General features: G+C 51.4%; 13 protein-coding genes. 7 read left to right on the forward strand and 6 right to left on the reverse strand.

Annotated elements, in window-relative coordinates:
- Positions 1–26: 26 nt before the first annotated feature.
- From fucR to fucI, 4 genes are all read right to left on the reverse strand, one after another.
- Entirely contained in the window at positions 27–755 is a 729-nt protein-coding gene (gene fucR, locus FDX03_RS14805; RefSeq protein WP_115642949.1) for an L-fucose operon activator, read from the reverse strand.
- Between the two features lie 58 nt (positions 756–813).
- Entirely contained in the window at positions 814–1,236 is a 423-nt protein-coding gene (fucU, locus tag FDX03_RS14810) for an L-fucose mutarotase (protein WP_048213091.1), read from the reverse strand.
- A 1-nt stretch (position 1,237) separates the two neighbouring features.
- Entirely contained in the window at positions 1,238–2,656 is a 1,419-nt protein-coding gene (fucK, locus tag FDX03_RS14815) for an L-fuculokinase (protein ID WP_115642950.1), read from the reverse strand.
- Between the two features lie 122 nt (positions 2,657–2,778).
- Positions 2,779–4,554 (reverse strand): L-fucose isomerase, encoded by a 1,776-nt coding sequence (gene fucI / locus FDX03_RS14820; RefSeq protein ID WP_061068497.1) that lies wholly within the window; start codon positions 4,552–4,554, stop codon positions 2,779–2,781.
- A 463-nt stretch (positions 4,555–5,017) separates the two neighbouring features.
- Here fucI and FDX03_RS14825 point away from each other — a divergent pair, with 463 nt between their 5' ends.
- The 7 genes from FDX03_RS14825 (at position 5,018) to fucO (ending at position 13,193) form a co-directional block, all read left to right on the forward strand.
- Positions 5,018–6,517, forward strand: a complete 1,500-nt coding sequence (locus FDX03_RS14825; RefSeq protein ID WP_061068496.1) for a sugar ABC transporter ATP-binding protein — start codon at positions 5,018–5,020, stop codon at positions 6,515–6,517.
- Between the two features lie 3 nt (positions 6,518–6,520).
- Positions 6,521–7,504 carry an ABC transporter permease gene (locus tag FDX03_RS14830; RefSeq protein ID WP_003034055.1) on the forward strand — a complete coding sequence of 328 codons (984 nt, stop codon included), beginning with the start codon at positions 6,521–6,523 and terminating at the stop codon, positions 7,502–7,504.
- Positions 7,505–7,577: 73 nt separating this feature from the next.
- Entirely contained in the window at positions 7,578–8,528 is a 951-nt protein-coding gene (locus FDX03_RS14835; protein ID WP_061068495.1) for an ABC transporter substrate-binding protein, read from the forward strand.
- A gap of 53 nt (positions 8,529–8,581) precedes the next feature.
- The gene (locus tag FDX03_RS14840; RefSeq protein ID WP_115642952.1) at positions 8,582–10,162 is read left to right on the forward strand and encodes an FGGY-family carbohydrate kinase; all 1,581 of its coding nucleotides are present in this window, start codon (positions 8,582–8,584) and stop codon (positions 10,160–10,162) included.
- Positions 10,163–10,228: 66 nt separating this feature from the next.
- Positions 10,229–11,227: a LacI family DNA-binding transcriptional regulator gene (locus FDX03_RS14845; protein WP_061068493.1), complete on the forward strand. Its 999-nt coding sequence runs from the start codon at positions 10,229–10,231 to the stop codon at positions 11,225–11,227.
- 142 nt (positions 11,228–11,369) lie between these two features.
- The gene (fucA, locus tag FDX03_RS14850) at positions 11,370–12,017 is read left to right on the forward strand and encodes an L-fuculose-phosphate aldolase (RefSeq protein ID WP_005130946.1); all 648 of its coding nucleotides are present in this window, start codon (positions 11,370–11,372) and stop codon (positions 12,015–12,017) included.
- Positions 12,018–12,044: 27 nt separating this feature from the next.
- On the forward strand, positions 12,045–13,193 hold the full coding sequence (gene fucO / locus FDX03_RS14855) for a lactaldehyde reductase (protein ID WP_137346129.1): 1,149 nt from the start codon (positions 12,045–12,047) through the stop codon (positions 13,191–13,193).
- 75 nt (positions 13,194–13,268) lie between these two features.
- Here fucO and xni read toward each other — a convergent pair whose 3' ends face one another.
- Positions 13,269–14,024, reverse strand: coding sequence for a flap endonuclease Xni (gene xni / locus FDX03_RS14860; protein WP_137346130.1), 756 nt, complete (start codon positions 14,022–14,024; stop codon positions 13,269–13,271).
- Positions 14,025–14,175: 151 nt separating this feature from the next.
- A complete protein-coding gene (locus tag FDX03_RS14865) occupies positions 14,176–15,543 on the reverse strand; it encodes an L-serine ammonia-lyase (RefSeq protein ID WP_137346131.1) in 1,368 nt (455 codons plus the stop codon).
- Between the last annotated feature and the right edge of the window lie 48 nt (positions 15,544–15,591).

Raw genomic sequence — 15,591 nt, forward strand, 5'->3', positions numbered from 1 at the left:
ATATGCCGGATGGCGGCGTGAACGCCTCATCCGGCGTGGGTTGTTTCAATCATTTCTGTATCTGAAATAATATGCGTCACATTTTCCAGATGCCCAATCTGCGTCTCACCCGAGCGATTAAATTTACTCTTATCAATCAATAATAATGACTGCGCCGCACGCCTAAGCAGGATGGATTTAAAATCGGCGTTGGTAGCATTTGAATCCCAGAGTGTACCGCCACGGTCGATCCCCTCGCAGGAAAAGATGAACAGGTCGATATCAAGTGACTTTAGCTGTGAGATGAGCGATGGATTAACGTAGCAACCGTATTTACGCTCAAGTCGACCACCGGAACTGATCAACTGAATATTTTCACGTTTACCCAATTCGAGGCAAATCGGTTGGCTATTCGTAAATACGTGAATGTTAATGTCTGGCAACAGGCGAGCCAGGTACCAGCAAGTAGAACTGGCATCCAGCGCGATCACCATACCTTCCTCTATCCACGTTAACGCGTCTCTGGCGATATCTGCTTTGTGGGAATAATGGCTTTTCAGTCTGATATGAAACGGCTCGCCGCAGTCCTGGTTTACCCGATGTATCACTTTGGCGCGCCCGTGATTACGCAGTACCTTACCCTGCGCCTGCAGTTGCGTAAGATCGCGACGGATAGTTTCTTTACTGACATTGAGCTGTGAGGATAAGGTTTCAGTCGTCAGACTTTTATGGTTGCTCAACAGATCCAGGATTGCTTGCAGGCGCGCTGCTTTCATGTTTTCTCACCCCATCATGCGATGAATGCCCGTACCTGTCGGGCATTCAGGTAAGAGATTATGGCGTTACCCCTTTTTTTAACAGGATATTTCCGTACTTTGCCCGCTCCCCTGTAATAACGATTGCGAATACTTTTTGTGCGCGTTCATAAAATGCATAACGGTCAATGCGAGTGATGTCCGGGCAAGGTGTTTGTAATGACAGTGCCTGCCGATATCGCGCTTCTACGTCGAGGTCGAGCGAGTCTCCTTCGACGGCGGCCATCATCACCAGTGGTGGGGCGTAACTGTCCAGTTCAAACAGCGGAATAATCGCCTGCAACAGGTCGCTGACCTGCAGACCATCGGCCCGGATAACCTGCGGGCCCATACTGTGGGCCGGAAAGTGGGCGTCGGAAAAAATAATCTCATCACCGTGACCCATTTCAGCCAGCACCTTTAACAGATCCGGGGAAATTAAGGGGGAAATCGTTTTGAGCATGTCACTCGACTCCTGTGAATACGGGTTCTGTTTGTGGATAGAAGTAACGATACTGATAGTCCACCTGCGCGCGAGCCAGTTCCGGAGAGGCAAATTCGCCGATACCGGACCAGGCAAACATCGCTGCACCGGCAACCGTCGTTTCGGCATCATCCAGCACTTTGATGGGAATACCCAGAATGTTCGCTTTTATCTGATTCCATAGTGCATTACGACTTCCTCCACCAACCAGAAGTAGCTCTGTTGCGTTGAAATGACCGATGGTTTCTAGTGTGTGTAGATTGTGCTGCAACTGGGCCGTCAATCCTTCCAGCGCCGCGCGGTAGAAGTGTCCGCGGGTACTGTTGAGTGTGACACCCTGCCAGCCGGCATTCTGAGAGGCCAGCAGGTCGCAGTGCATCTTCACGCCTTCGGCACCTGCCGGGATTGCCCTGGCTTCGTCAATCAGCGTTTGCCATGGGGTATCAGCAGTCCACAACAACTTGCGTACCCATTCGAGGACACCGGAAGCAAGCCACTGCATTCCGGGGTTATTGAGTCCGGGCAGGCTATCCAGTTCACAGGTAGAACCCACATAGTCGCTGAGTAAGGCAGTATTCACCTGTGCGCTGCGTACCATCAGTATTTCCCATGTACCGGAAGAGAGCACGGGTTCATCTGGCTGCGCGCCTGCGCCAAAGAGCGCAAACTGCGTGTCGTGGCCGGCAGAGATAACCGGAATGCCCGCTGTGAGCCCAAGTTGCTTTGCCGCGTCATTTTTCAACGTTCCGATCTGCTCTCCCGCTTCAACTAAACGTGGAAACAGTCGGCGTGGTATCCCGGTTGCCTGCAAAATATCAACACTGAAATCTCGCTGATGAATATCCAGCATCTGACTGGTACCGGCCATGGTGATATCTGTGGTGAACTCACCGGTGAGGCGATGGTTGAGCAGTGATGAAATAAATAGCCAGGCGTGTGCCTGTTCCAGCAATTGTGGGTGATTCTCTTTAAGCCATACCAGCTTGTACAGCGTGTTGAAGCTGAACGCGCCGACGCCGGAAATTTCCTGCAACTGCTGCGGCGGCATGTAGCGGTGGATATTCTCCATTACTGCCGTGGTGCGTGGGCATTTCCAGCTGATTACCGGATACAGTTGCTTGCCGTTCTGATCAACCAATGCGCCGTCTACGCCAAAGGTGGTGACGGCGATCCCACGGACCTGGCAGGCGGCCAGTTGCGCGGAGAGCCGCTGGCAGCAATCGGCAAAGCGCTGCACAATAGCGTCGAGGGACCACTGATGCCAGGCGCTATTTTCTGCCGCGATGTCACTGGCGTTTGGGGTGGACGCACGAGCGACAATCTTTCCCTGGCGGTCAACAGCGATAGCCCGCACGTTGGTCGCGCCACAGTCAAGGACCAGGATAACCTCTTGTTTCATAATTGCTCCTGGGAGATTACCTATTGCCGGATGGCGGCTTCGCCTTATCCAGCCTACAAAACCGTGCGCTTCGTAGGCCTGATAAGATGCGTAAGCGTCGCCATCAGGCAATCGCTCGATGTTTAACGCTTATATAGCGGGCCATAGTTCTGGCAGGCGCGATAATCCTGGCCTTCGCTGTCCATACCGTGCGCCGCCCATGCGGAAGGGCGATAGATCTTCTCTTCTTCCACGTTGTGCATACACACCGGAATACGCAGCATGGCGGCGAGCGTAATAAAGTCCGCACCAACGTGACCAATCGTCAGCACACCGTGGTTGGCACCCCAGTTAGCCATTACGGAATAGACATCGCTGAACGGACCTTTGCCGGTTAAGCGCGGTGCAAACCAGGTTGTTGGCCAGGTAGAGTTGGTGCGAGCATCAAGCTGAGCATGTACCTCTTTCGGTAATTCCACACTCCAGCCTTCCGCAATTTGTAGCACTGGACCCAGACCTTTGATGATATTGATGCGGGTCATGGTGAACGGTACGCCACCTTCGGTAAGAAAACGGGAAGAGTAGCCGCCGCCTCGGAAATACTCGTGGATCGCCGGACACCATTCCGTCGCCGCCAGGCAATCATCTGCTTCCTGCTGTGAGATCTCCCAGTGTGGTTTCATGGTTGGCTGGCCTTCGCTGTCACGCTGTTTGCAGGAACCATCCAGTGCCGCAGAGCCGGAGTTAATCAGGTGAATAATGCCGTGCTCCGCAAGACCGGTCAGCGGTTTACCTGTGACGCGCTCTACTGCTTCCGGTGACCAGTAGGTTCGTACATCAGCAAAGACCTGTGCCGTGCCGGTGAGCTGGTGGCCAAACAACATTGCGACACCGTTCAGGCTGTCGTTCTCGGTGGCGACGACATACGGTTCGCGCACGCCATTCCAGTCAAATGAGCTGTTGAGCAACGCTTCGGCGGTGTCGCCGTTTGGATATTGATCCGTCCAGTGGCGCTGGCCCTGGAAACCGGCGGCAATCGCGTTGTACCCCATCGACTCTTCAACCCGGCCTTTCTCTGCCAGTTTCTGGTTACCCTGCATCATGTCGCGAATGCACATGGCCATCAGCAGGCTCTCTTTCAGCACTGCACGGCTCTGTTCTTCATTTCGCTTATACTGTTGTGCGTTCTGATCCTCGCCATAACGGAAATGTTTATCCGCCCATGCCAGGGCAATTTCCAGCTCCGCTTCGTCATAGATCTTCTGGTCAATGCGACGACGCAATTCGGTCATATCAACAGGTTGAACCTTCATTCCCAGCCAGGATTCAAAGAAGTTATGGTCGACAATAGAGCCTGCAATTCCCATTGAAACGCCGCCGACGGACAGATAGCTTTTACCTTTCATGCTGGCAACGGCTAAACCTGCCCGAGTGAAACGCAGCAGTTTTTCTTCAACATCGGCAGGGATAGTGGTATCACCTGCATCCTGCACGTCATGACCGTAAATAGAGAAGGCGGGAAGCCCTTTTTGATTATGTGCAGCCAGTGCTGCAGCCAGATACACGGCACCTGGACGCTCCGTCCCGTTGAAACCCCAGATGGCTTTCGGGCGCATAGGGTCCATATCGATAGTTTCGCTGCCGTAGCACCAACACGGCGTGACGGTAATTGTCACGCCGACGTTCAGGCTACTAAATTTTTCTTCACAGGCGGCAGATTCAGCCAATCCGGCAATACAGGTGTCTGCGATAACGCACTCGATCTGTGCCCCGCAGGCATGACGAAGTTTCTCGGAAATCAGTGCGGCAGTGGCTTTTGCCATGTTCATGGTTTGTTCTTCGAGCGACTCGCGTACACCCATACGACGCCCATCAATCACCGGACGAATACCGATTTTCGGTAAACTATTTTTTTTCATTCGAGGTTCCTCATCTCACTTTATGCCGTGCTGCAAAAGCGGATGTCGGACACCACTGTCGCAGTTGGCTGAATTACCCATTTTTGCTAACTCGAGTTAGCTTAGGTATTAGAGAGTTTTTTGCACAACTTTTTTGTTATGGAACTGTGAGAAGCCTCACGAGAAGTGGTTAAAATTCGATCTGCGTCAAATAAACAAATACAGATTTTTTCATTAAATTCTTTTAAATTAATAAGATAAAATAAATTGTCTGTTCAGTGTCACAGTTTTAAACCAAATGATTTGGCTATTTTTGGCAGCTAAAATAGCTTTAAAAGGCAATCGCTAACTCGAGTTAGCATCGTTGATAAAACGCATATGATCTTGTAGACACATTCGCATTAACGGTGACGATGGCTTCCTGGCAACGCTGTTTTTCGCCTGATTCACTGATTACAGTTTCTGTATATTGAGGAAAGCAGCAATGTCTGAAACATTTTTACAGATGAGTCATATTACGAAACGTTTTCCCGGCGTATTAGCGTTGAGTAATGTGGATTTTACTTTACGCAAAGGTGAGGTTCATGCACTGTTGGGGGAGAATGGCGCGGGAAAGTCTACCCTGATGAAAATTTTATCCGGTGTATATCAACCTGATGAAGGGGATATTATTTTTGAGAACCAACCCGTTTCGTTTGCAAACCCATTGAGCGCACAAAGCGTAGGTATCACCATTATTCATCAGGAGTTTAACCTTTTTCCTGAACTGACGGTCGAAGACAATATATTTATTGGCAGGGAGTTTTGCAAAAATAATCGCTGGCGTCTGGATGAGAAACAACAGCGGCAGGCTGCGATCGATATTTTGCAAAAATTAAACCTGAATATCTCCCCAGACACGCTGGTTGCCGATCTTACTGTTGCTCAGCAACAAATGGTTGAGATTGCGAAAGCGATATCGGTGAATGCCAAGATTCTTATTATGGATGAACCAACGGCGGCGTTGACGGAAACCGAAATTGACAGTTTATTCCGGGTTACACGCTTACTTAAAGAACAGGGAACGGGCATCGTTTATATCTCGCACCGACTGGAGGAACTGGCGCTGATAGCCGATCGCGCTACCGTCATGCGTGATGGACAGTTTATTGCCACCGTGGATTATGATTCGGTCAAAATCAGCGACCTGATTGCCATGATGGTTGGGCGTGACCTTGGCAATATCTATCCCCGTCGGGAGCCGCAACCCCAGCGTAAACCGGTGCTGGAAGTCAGTGGCCTGACGCGCAAAGGCGTACTGAACAATATCGATTTTACCTTGCATCAGGGGGAAATCTTAGGTTTTGCCGGGCTGATGGGGGCCGGGCGTACTGAGCTGGCACGGGCCATCTTTGGTGCCGATCCTATCGACAGCGGAACCATCAAGTTGAACGGTAAAGAGACGGTAATCAAGGATATTCCTGATGCCATCCAGCAGGGTATTAGCTACTTAACCGAGGACAGAAAAAAAGAGGGCCTGGCATTAGGATTGTCCGTTGAACGCAATATTATGCTAGGAAATTACCCCGAATATTCCAACCGATATGGCAACGTGGATAGCAAACGCTGTCAGCAAACCAGCGAAGAGCAGGTGAAAGCACTGCGTATTAAGACGCCGCATCTTGAACAGGCTGCGTTGAATTTAAGTGGCGGTAATCAGCAAAAAATTATTATTGCCAGATGGGTATGCAAAGACACCGACATTCTCATCTTTGATGAACCCACCCGCGGTATTGATGTGGGAGCCAAACTTGAAATTTATGAATTAATGAATCGACTGGTGGCAAAAGGGAAATCAATTATCATGATTTCCTCTGAATTACCGGAAGTGCTGGGTATGTGCGATCGCATTTTAGTTATGCGTAATGGGCGTATTACCGGAGAGTTAGCTTCTGATGACGCCACACAAGAAAAAATCATGCAATATGCGACGTTAGAGGACTAATTTATGACTATCTCTGTAACCTCTTCAGACAGCAATAATAAGAAAATAAAAATTAACAAAGAGCTTTTAATGCGCCTGGCGCCGCTTTTGAGTCTGATTATTCTGGTGATATTTTTTAGTTTTGGATCACCTTTCTTCTTTAACACTGAAAACATTATGACAATTGCCCTGCAAACCTCGGTGATTGGCATCATGGCGATTGGCGTTACCTTCGTCATTATCACTTCAGGAATCGACCTTTCTCTTGGCTCGGTAGTGGCCTTTTCTGGTGTTGCGGTAGGTATCAGCGCCACGCTGGGATTACCTCTGCCCGTATGTATTTTGGCGGGTGTGCTGGCGGGTGGATTATGCGGCTATATCAATGGATTGCTGGTCACTAAAATGACTATTCCGCCCTTTATTGCCACCCTGGGTCTGATGATGTCCGTCAGAGGCATCAATATGGTAATGACTGACGGCCGGGCAATTTACTTTGCTGATTATCCCACCTTCAAGATGCTGGCGCAGGGACGCTTGTTCGATGTGCTGCCTTACCCCGTTTTTTACCTCGTGGTTGTCGCACTGATCGCCGCATATATCCTCAAGAAAACGGTGATTGGCCGCTATGTCTATGCCGTGGGCAGTAATGAGGTTGCTGCGCATCTTTCCGGGATTAAAGTCCAGCGCGTGAAAATTTTCGTCTACGCATTTTGTGGTCTGCTGACCGGGATTGCCGGGGTCATTCTGGCCTCTCGTTTGAACTCGGGCCAGCCGACCGTCGGCGTGGGCTATGAACTGGAAGCCATTGCTGCGGTGGTCATTGGCGGTACCAGCCTGATGGGGGGGATTGGCACTATTGGCGGCACCATTATCGGCGCATTCATTATGAGCGTGTTGAAAAATGGCCTGAACCTGATGGGCGTCTCGCAGTTCTGGCAAATGGTGGCCATGGGCGTAGTCGTTATCGCCGCGGTTTATCTCGACACTTTACGCAAAAAAATTCGTTGATTTACGCACCCGGAAGTCACGGGACAACATAACCCTGACGTTTAGGGTGACTCACTCAGAACGGAGTAAAACAATGAGAACCAGGAATTTTGTCTATGCGTTATCCCTGCTGGCCTGCATGACATCCAGCGCACTGGCTAAAGATATGAACCTTCCTGTGGTCAGTAAAGGCTTCCAGCATGAATTCTGGCAGACCGTAAAAATGGGTACCGAAGCGGCAGCGAAAGAGTTGGGCGATAAGACCAGCTATGTTGGGCCTGCCGATGAAACTCAGATTGCCGAGCAGATTCAGTTGGTTGAAAACGCAATGGCGCAAAAACCTAATGGGTTGCTGTTGGCGGCATTAGACGCCAATGCGCTTGCGCCATTAGTGGAAACAGCGAATTCACGCGGCATCAAGGTGGTGACGTTTGACTCAGGCGTAAATTCTGACATTCCTGTCAGCTTTGTGGCAACGAATAACCGTAAAGCAGGGGCTGAAGCGGCAGATGCTCTCGCTGCACAAGTGGGTAGCAAAGGGAAAGTCGGCATTATTGCGCACGTGGCTGGAACCTCTTCCGCAATTGAACGTTCGGAAGGTTTTGTGGCCAGAATGAAGGAAAAATATCCGGATATCAAAGTTCTGCCGGTTCAGTACAGTGATGGCGATCCGCAAAAAGCGATGGATAAAACCATCGATATGATCCAGGCAAACCCCGATATTGCCGGGATCTACGGCACCAATGAAGGCTCAACGCTGGGTGTGGCGAACGCCATTGATAGCCAAAACCTGAAAGGTAAAGTGAAGGTGATTGGTTTTGATAGCACCGAAGCAATCATTGCCTTCTTGAAATCTGGCGTGATCCAGGGCTTTGTTGTACAGGACGCGTACCAGATTGGCTATCAGGGTATTAAGACGCTGAATGCGGCCGTGTCAGGTCAGTCAGTACCGAAAGAAATTGATATTCCGGTGAAATTTGTTAATGCGCAGAACATTGATACACCGGAAATCGACAAGCTGTTGCACCCATTCGGTAAAAAATAAGACCGCGGGGGCGGTACATTCGCCCCATTATTAGCCAGCGTCAGGGAGCTACTATGAGCAGTGGATATTTCCTCGGAGTGGATGTCGGTTCCGCCAGTGTCAGGGCTGGTGTTTTTGATGCCAGTGGCAAACGGCTGGCTTTTGCGACATTCCCTATCTCGCAGTTTCGACCTGGCCCCGAGCGGGTAGAGCAGTCATCTGCCGAAATCTGGCAGCAGGTTTGCCATGCCGTGAAGGAGGCTGTGTCGTCAGCCGGGGTTGGCGTTGAGGAGATCCGTTCGCTAGGGTTTGATGCCACCTGTTCGTTAGTGGCTCTGGATGAACAGGGGCAGGGTCTGGCGGTTTCACCTGGTGAACCGTCAGACCATAACATCATCATGTGGATGGATCATCGTGCGGTGCAGGAGACGCAGCGTATCAACGCTACACAGGACCCGGCGTTGCGTTATGTCGGTGGTGAAGTCAGTGTCGAAATGGAACTACCCAAAGTGTTGTGGCTAAAAAAACATTTCCCCGCGACCTGGCAGAGTGCACACCGCTTCTACGATCTGGCGGATTTTTTGGTCTGGAAAGCCACCGCTTGTGATGTTGCTGGTCTGTGTACTTTAACCTGTAAATGGAACTATCTGGCACATGAGCAACGCTTTAGCCACTCCCTGCTGGATGCGGTTGAATTAACTGATTTACTGAACAAAATTCCGTCACGGATCCTGCCCCCGGGCGCGGCCGTTGGGACGCTCAGCCCCGATGCGGCACAGGCGCTGGGATTGACGACAGCGGTGGTAGTCGCCAGTGGCATGATTGATGCGCATGCGGGTGGCGTGGCGCTTGCCGGTGCCGAGCCTGCGGGAACATTGGCGTTGATCAGCGGAACATCAAATTGCCATATGCTGTGCAGCGAGCAGGAGATTCATACACCGGGTGTATGGGGGCCGTACTGGTCCGCTATGCTGCCTGGTTACTGGCTGACGGAAGGGGGGCAAAGCGCGGCTGGGGCGCTGGTTGACTGGACGCTTCAGGAGTCGGGTGCCAGCGCTGAGCTGTTTCACAAAGCTGAGGCCCGGGGCTGCCATCCCATCGTTTTAGTTAATGAATGGGTTGCCGCACTTGAGGAGCAAGAGTCTGAGCCTGGTCGTTATCTGCATGTGCTGGCTGATCACCACGGTAACCGTTCCCCGCGTGCACGACCCGATGCCCGGGGCAGCGTTTGCGGTTTGACGCTTGAACGAGGTGAGATGCAGGTTGCTCGTCTGTATCTGGCGACATTACAGGCGATTGCCTGCGGCACGCGACACATTATGGAAGTGATGCGCGAAAACGGTCATACCATTTCTCGACTGACGCTATGTGGCGGTGCAACACACAATCCTCTGTGGTTGCGAGAGTATGCAGACGCCACCGGATGCGATATTCATCTTATGCAGGAAGAAGATGCGGTGACGTTAGGTGCGGCTATCACCGGTGCAGTGGCCAGCGGGGTGTGGGCAGATGTTCCCTCCGCCTGCCGGGCGATGGTTTGCCCAGGTGGGGTGATTAAAGCGAATCCGGCACGACAGGACTTCTATGACCGTAAATACCAGGCATATCTGATGATGTGGGATCAACAGCAGGCGCTTAACCAGGTTATGCAGTAAGACAAAAGTTTAAAATACTTTTATGATTGTGAATTGACGTTTTTGGATGTGAACTGGGACATATAAATGGCTAAAACAGTAGAACAGATAGCCAGCGATCTGAATTTATCGGTGACGACCGTGCGACTGGTGCTGAACGGGAAGGCTGAGCAATATCGTATCAGTGTCAAAACCCAAACGCGTATTAATGAATACGTTGAACGGTATGGTTATGTCATAAACCATTCAGCCCGCAGCCTGAAACTGAATAAAACAGATACGTTGGGGCTGATTGTACCCAATATATCTAACGTCTTTTTTGCCACACTGGCCGAGAAACTTGAACAACGTTGTCGTCGTTCTGGATATCAATTAACGATTAGTTGTACCTACGATGATGTTGATTACGAAAACAAATTAACGAAAGCGTTAATAGCTCGTAATGTTGATGGCCTGTTTATTGTTCCTTCAACATTAGAGAATCAGCAACACCATTTGCGTCAGGTCAGAAAACCGATGGTGCTACTCGACAGGGATTTTAAGTATACCGATAACGCGCTGGTTGAAAGTCATAACATTTTAGGCGGTGAAAAGCTGACGCAAAGTTTGTTTGATGCAGGCAAATCTCCGATCTGGTTTTTAGTCGGGGATACCGGATTGCCCAGTATTGGCGATCGTTTAAAAGGTTACCTTAACGCGTTGAATAATAATGGAATTTCTCATCGTGACTGGGTGCGTGAAGGTCCGGATAATACGCCGGATGGTGGTTATCGGTTGATGGATAAATTGATCAACGAACAGGGCTGTCCGCAGGCGTTTATTGCCTCATCATTACCTGTACTGGAAGGTGCCGTCATTGCTATTCGCAATCGTTTCGGTGTGATTCCACCGGATATTAATATCGGGACATTTGATGAACATCCCATGCTGGGATTCCTCGCGAATAATGTCTGGTCGATGCAGCAGGATGAAAATGTCTGGGCGGAAAAAGCTTTCGCTATGATGATGAGTGCTATTGATGACCAGCCCATTAAAGAAACTGTAAAAGTTGAGATGAAACTAATTAAGCGCGTAAGACAACAATAATTCGTCGCACTAACTAAATCGGCCAACTGAATCTGAATAAATGTGTTCAGTGGCTGCTCATACCTGAAACCTGACCCGTCTTACTCTGCGGCTGCATTTTTTCGCAATAAAGACGAGGGGCAACTGTACCCGGAGAATCATTATGGAAAGAATGCGTTTATCACGTGAAATCATCGAAACCTGCCTTGAAATGACCCGTCTTGGGTTGAATCAGGGGACCGCAGGAAATGTAAGTGCGCGCTATGAAAATGGAATGCTGATCACACCCAGCGGTATCCCTTACGAAAGACTCACTGAAAACATGATCGTGTTCGTAGATAACGACGGCAAATATGATAAAGGACAATTACCTTCCAGTGAATGGCGTTTTCACCTGGCGGCTTATCAGACGCGCCCGGATGCCAATGCAGTCGTTCATAACCATGCGATTCATTGCACCGCCGTGTCGATTTTGAACCGTCCTATTCCGGCAATCCATTACATGATTGCCGCGGCTGGGGGGAACTCTATCCCGTGTGCGCCGTATGCGACGTTTGGTACACGAGAGCTGTCAGAGCATGTGAGCGTCGCGCTGAAAAGCCGTAAGGCAACGTTGTTGCAGCACCACGGGTTGATTGCCTGTGAAGCGAATCTGGAAAAAGCACTATGGCTGGCGCATGAAGTCGAAGTCCTGGCCCGCCTTTATCTAAGCACCCTGGCGATTGTCGACCCGGTGCCGGTGCTGGATGACGAAGAGATCGCCATTGTGCTGGAGAAATTCAAATCTTACGGATTACGAATTGAAGAGTAATTTCGCATAGCGAAAAGGAGAAATACGATGGCGAACAGAATGATTCTGAATGAAACGGCATGGTTTGGCCGGGGAGCTGTTGGGGCATTAACGGACGAGGTCATCCGTCGGGGTTATCGCAAGGCTTTGATTGTCACCGATGCAAACCTGGTACAGTGCGGCGTTGTCGATAAGGTGACATCCCGTATGGATGCCGCCGGTTTGCCGTGGGAAATCTATTCCGGTGTGATCCCAAATCCTACAATTGCAGTGGTGAAGGAGGGATTGGGAGTCTTTCAGCAAAGTGGCGCAGATTATCTGATAGCTATAGGCGGCGGCTCCCCGCAGGATACCTGCAAAGCGATTGGCATTATCCACAATAACCCTGAGTTTGCCGATGTACGCAGCCTTGAAGGGTTATCGCCAACACGTGCTGCGAGCGTACCGGTGATGGCAATCCCTACGACGGCAGGGACGGCGGCGGAAGTGACCATTAACTACGTGATCACGGACGAAGAAAATCGGCGTAAATTTGTCTGTGTCGATCCGCATGACATTCCGCAGGTGGCGTTTATTGATGCCGATATGATGGATGGTATGCCTGCCGCGTTAAAAGCGGCGACCGGGGTCGATGCGTTGACCCATGCTATTGAAGGTTATATTACGCGGGCGGCGTGGGCACTCACTGACGCGTTGCACATCAAAGCCATTGAGATCATTGCCGGGGCGTTGCGCGGCTCTGTTAATGGTGACAGCCAGTCTGGTGAGGCAATGGCGCTGGGTCAGTACGTTGCCGGAATGGGATTTTCAAACGTCGGTCTGGGACTCGTGCACGGGATGGCACACCCGCTAGGGGCCTTTTATAACACTCCGCACGGCGTCGCCAATGCCATTTTGTTACCGCACGTGATGCACTACAACGCCGAATACACCGGAGAGAAATTCCGCGATATCGCCCGGGTGATAGGGGTGAAAGTGGAAGGTTTAACGCTGGAAGAGGCGCGTAAGGCTGCGGTAGATGCTGTGTTTGCGCTTAACCGCGATGTGGGGATCCCGCCGCACTTACGTGATGTGGGGGTACGTAAGGAAGATATTCCTGCGCTGGCGCAGGCGGCATTTGACGATGTTTGCACTGGCGGTAATCCGCGTGAAGCAAGCATTGCCGATATTGTCGAGCTTTACCATACCGCCTGGTAATCACCTGGCGTTTATCCGGCCTACTGGAGGGACGATGCGTAGGCCGGATAAGCGCAGCGCCATCCGGCAATAAGACTACCGTGCCAGCCGTAGCTGCTGGAGATTTCCGTCAATATGTAAGTCCGTTTGCAGCCGCGCGATATCACGGCACAGAAACGCCATCTCCTGGTGCATCTCCAGTTTCTTGCGCCACTTTTCCGGCACGTCTTCCAGATGTGCGTAAATCCCTTCCAGATGCTGAAACTGCATGAGTAGCTGTGTTGCACTCTTGGGACCAATACCTGCAACGCCCGGCACTTTTGAGCTGCTGATCCCGGCCAGTCCCCAATAATCTGGCAATTGCTGAGGCATTACACCAAATTCTTTCTCAATGAACGGCGCGTCCAGCCAGCGCTTCTGGAAATAGTCGCGAATGCGTAATGTTGGGGAGAGCAGTTGGCAATAACCTTTATCTGTCGAAACGATGGTGGCCTGATGTCCCGCATGGGTGACTTTCACCGCCAGCGTTGCGGCTAAATCATCGGCTTCATTCCCGCTCGAGACCCAACAACAGACGCCGTGTTGTTCAAAAGCGGCGCGTAAGGCGGGCATTTCCTTGTGTAAATCGTCAGGCATTGGCGGGCGACCGGCTTTGTAGTCAGGTAAGCGTTGGTGACGCCAGCCGCTGTTGCGCGCTTCGTCATCAAATACCGCCACGGCGTGTGTGGGCTGACTGTGCACAATCAACTGATCGAGCGCGTGCTGGCACGTCTCCACGCAGGGCGACCCCTGGACGGCGTGAATGCGACGAATGAGATTGAGTGCATCGACAATGAGCAGATGGACGGCCACGGTGTTCTCCCTGATAAATCAGGCTGTAGGGTAACATTCACAGTGGGGGGAGGCGAAGATCTGAAACAACATTTTGCCGGATGGCGGCTGACGCCTTATCCGGCCTACAAATGACTGTGGCACTGTAGGCCGGATAAGTTTGCGCCAGGGATTAATCGCAGGTAACGATCTTCATCGCCAGACCGCCACGCGAGGTTTCGCGGTATTTGGCATTCATATCTTTACCTGTCTCGTACATGGTCTCGATAACTTTATCGAGGCATACACGAGGCTCGCTGGTACGGCGCAGCGCCATACGAGCGGCGTTCACCGCTTTCACCGATGCAATGGCGTTACGCTCAATGCACGGAACCTGAACTTGTCCGGCAACCGGATCGCAGGTCAGACCCAGGTTGTGTTCCATACCGATTTCTGCGGCGATACATACCTGCGTCGGGCTACCGCCCAGCAGTTCTGCCAGACCCGCTGCCGCCATAGAACACGCCACGCCGACTTCACCCTGACAGCCCACTTCAGCACCCGAAATTGAGGCATTCATCTTGTACAGGGAACCGATGGCGCTCGCGACCAGCATATAGCGTGCCAGTGAGTTAGCGTTCACTTCGCGGATAAACTTGTCATAGTACGCCAGCACTGCAGGAACAATCCCGCATGCGCCGTTCGTCGGGGCGGTAACTACACGTCCACCGGCAGCGTTCTCTTCGTTCACGGCCAGCGCAAACATGTTGATCCAGTCTACAACCGCCATCGGGTCAGTCGTGGTTTTGTCACTGCTAACCAGCATACGACGCAGTGCTGCCGCACGACGCGGAACGCGCAGTTTGCCCGGCAATACGCCTTCGGTGGTGATACCGCGTTCAATTCCACTGCGCATCACTTCCCAGACGTTTGCAAAGTGCTGTTCCAGCTCTTCTTTGCTGTGCAGGGCTAGTTCGTTCTGCATCATCAGACCGGAAAGTGACAGGCCGGTTTCCTGACAGTGTCGTTGCAAATCGGCTGCGGATGTATACGGATACGGCACGTTTACCGGATTGTTATTCGGCAAACCAAAGTGTTCTTCATCAACGATAAATCCACCGCCGATGGAATAGTACGTCTGGCTGTAAATGGCTTTTTCGCCTGCCAGTGCGGTAATACGCATCCCGTTTTCGTGCAGGGACAGATTGTCCGCATGGAAATTCATGCACTTATCAACCGGGAATTCGACCTCATGTTGACCGTCCGCCAGCAGCAAACGTCCATGAGTATTCACATCCTGGATAAAGGCCGGGATAGCATCAATGTCTACGGTATCCGGCAGATTACCCGCCAGGCCCATAATAATCGCGATGTCGGTATGGTGACCTTTCCCGGTCAGGGACAGAGAGCCATAGACATCAACCACTACGCGGGTTACGTCAGTGAGATTTCCGCGTGCAATCAGGTCATCCGTGAATTGTTTGCCTGCTTTCATCGGGCCAACAGTGTGGGAGCTGGAAGGGCCAATGCCGATTTTGAAAATATCGAATACGCTAATCATGAGGCGTCCATTGTGTATCGAGGTGCGCCGCCCCGAAGAGCGGCGCAG

The organism is Citrobacter sp. wls827, from assembly GCF_005280875.1.
In the GTDB taxonomy this organism is placed as follows: domain Bacteria; phylum Pseudomonadota; class Gammaproteobacteria; order Enterobacterales; family Enterobacteriaceae; genus Citrobacter; species Citrobacter youngae.

Bases quoted from the DNA above. Each gene is read 5' to 3' on its own strand.
- FDX03_RS14845 (WP_061068493.1), top strand. From the start codon at position 10,229: ATGGCTAAAACAGTAGAACAGATAGCCAGCGATCTGAATTTATCGGTG.
- fucU (WP_048213091.1), bottom strand. From the start codon at position 1,236: ATGCTCAAAACGATTTCCCCCTTAATTTCCCCGGATCTGTTAAAGGTG.
- FDX03_RS14865 (WP_137346131.1), bottom strand. From the start codon at position 15,543: ATGATTAGCGTATTCGATATTTTCAAAATCGGCATTGGCCCTTCCAGC.
- fucK (WP_115642950.1), bottom strand. From the start codon at position 2,656: ATGAAACAAGAGGTTATCCTGGTCCTTGACTGTGGCGCGACCAACGTG.
- fucR (WP_115642949.1), bottom strand. From the start codon at position 755: ATGAAAGCAGCGCGCCTGCAAGCAATCCTGGATCTGTTGAGCAACCAT.
- FDX03_RS14840 (WP_115642952.1), top strand. From the start codon at position 8,582: ATGAGCAGTGGATATTTCCTCGGAGTGGATGTCGGTTCCGCCAGTGTC.
- FDX03_RS14835 (WP_061068495.1), top strand. From the start codon at position 7,578: ATGAGAACCAGGAATTTTGTCTATGCGTTATCCCTGCTGGCCTGCATG.
- FDX03_RS14830 (WP_003034055.1), top strand. From the start codon at position 6,521: ATGACTATCTCTGTAACCTCTTCAGACAGCAATAATAAGAAAATAAAA.
- fucA (WP_005130946.1), top strand. From the start codon at position 11,370: ATGGAAAGAATGCGTTTATCACGTGAAATCATCGAAACCTGCCTTGAA.
- fucO (WP_137346129.1), top strand. From the start codon at position 12,045: ATGGCGAACAGAATGATTCTGAATGAAACGGCATGGTTTGGCCGGGGA.
- FDX03_RS14825 (WP_061068496.1), top strand. From the start codon at position 5,018: ATGTCTGAAACATTTTTACAGATGAGTCATATTACGAAACGTTTTCCC.
- fucI (WP_061068497.1), bottom strand. From the start codon at position 4,554: ATGAAAAAAAATAGTTTACCGAAAATCGGTATTCGTCCGGTGATTGAT.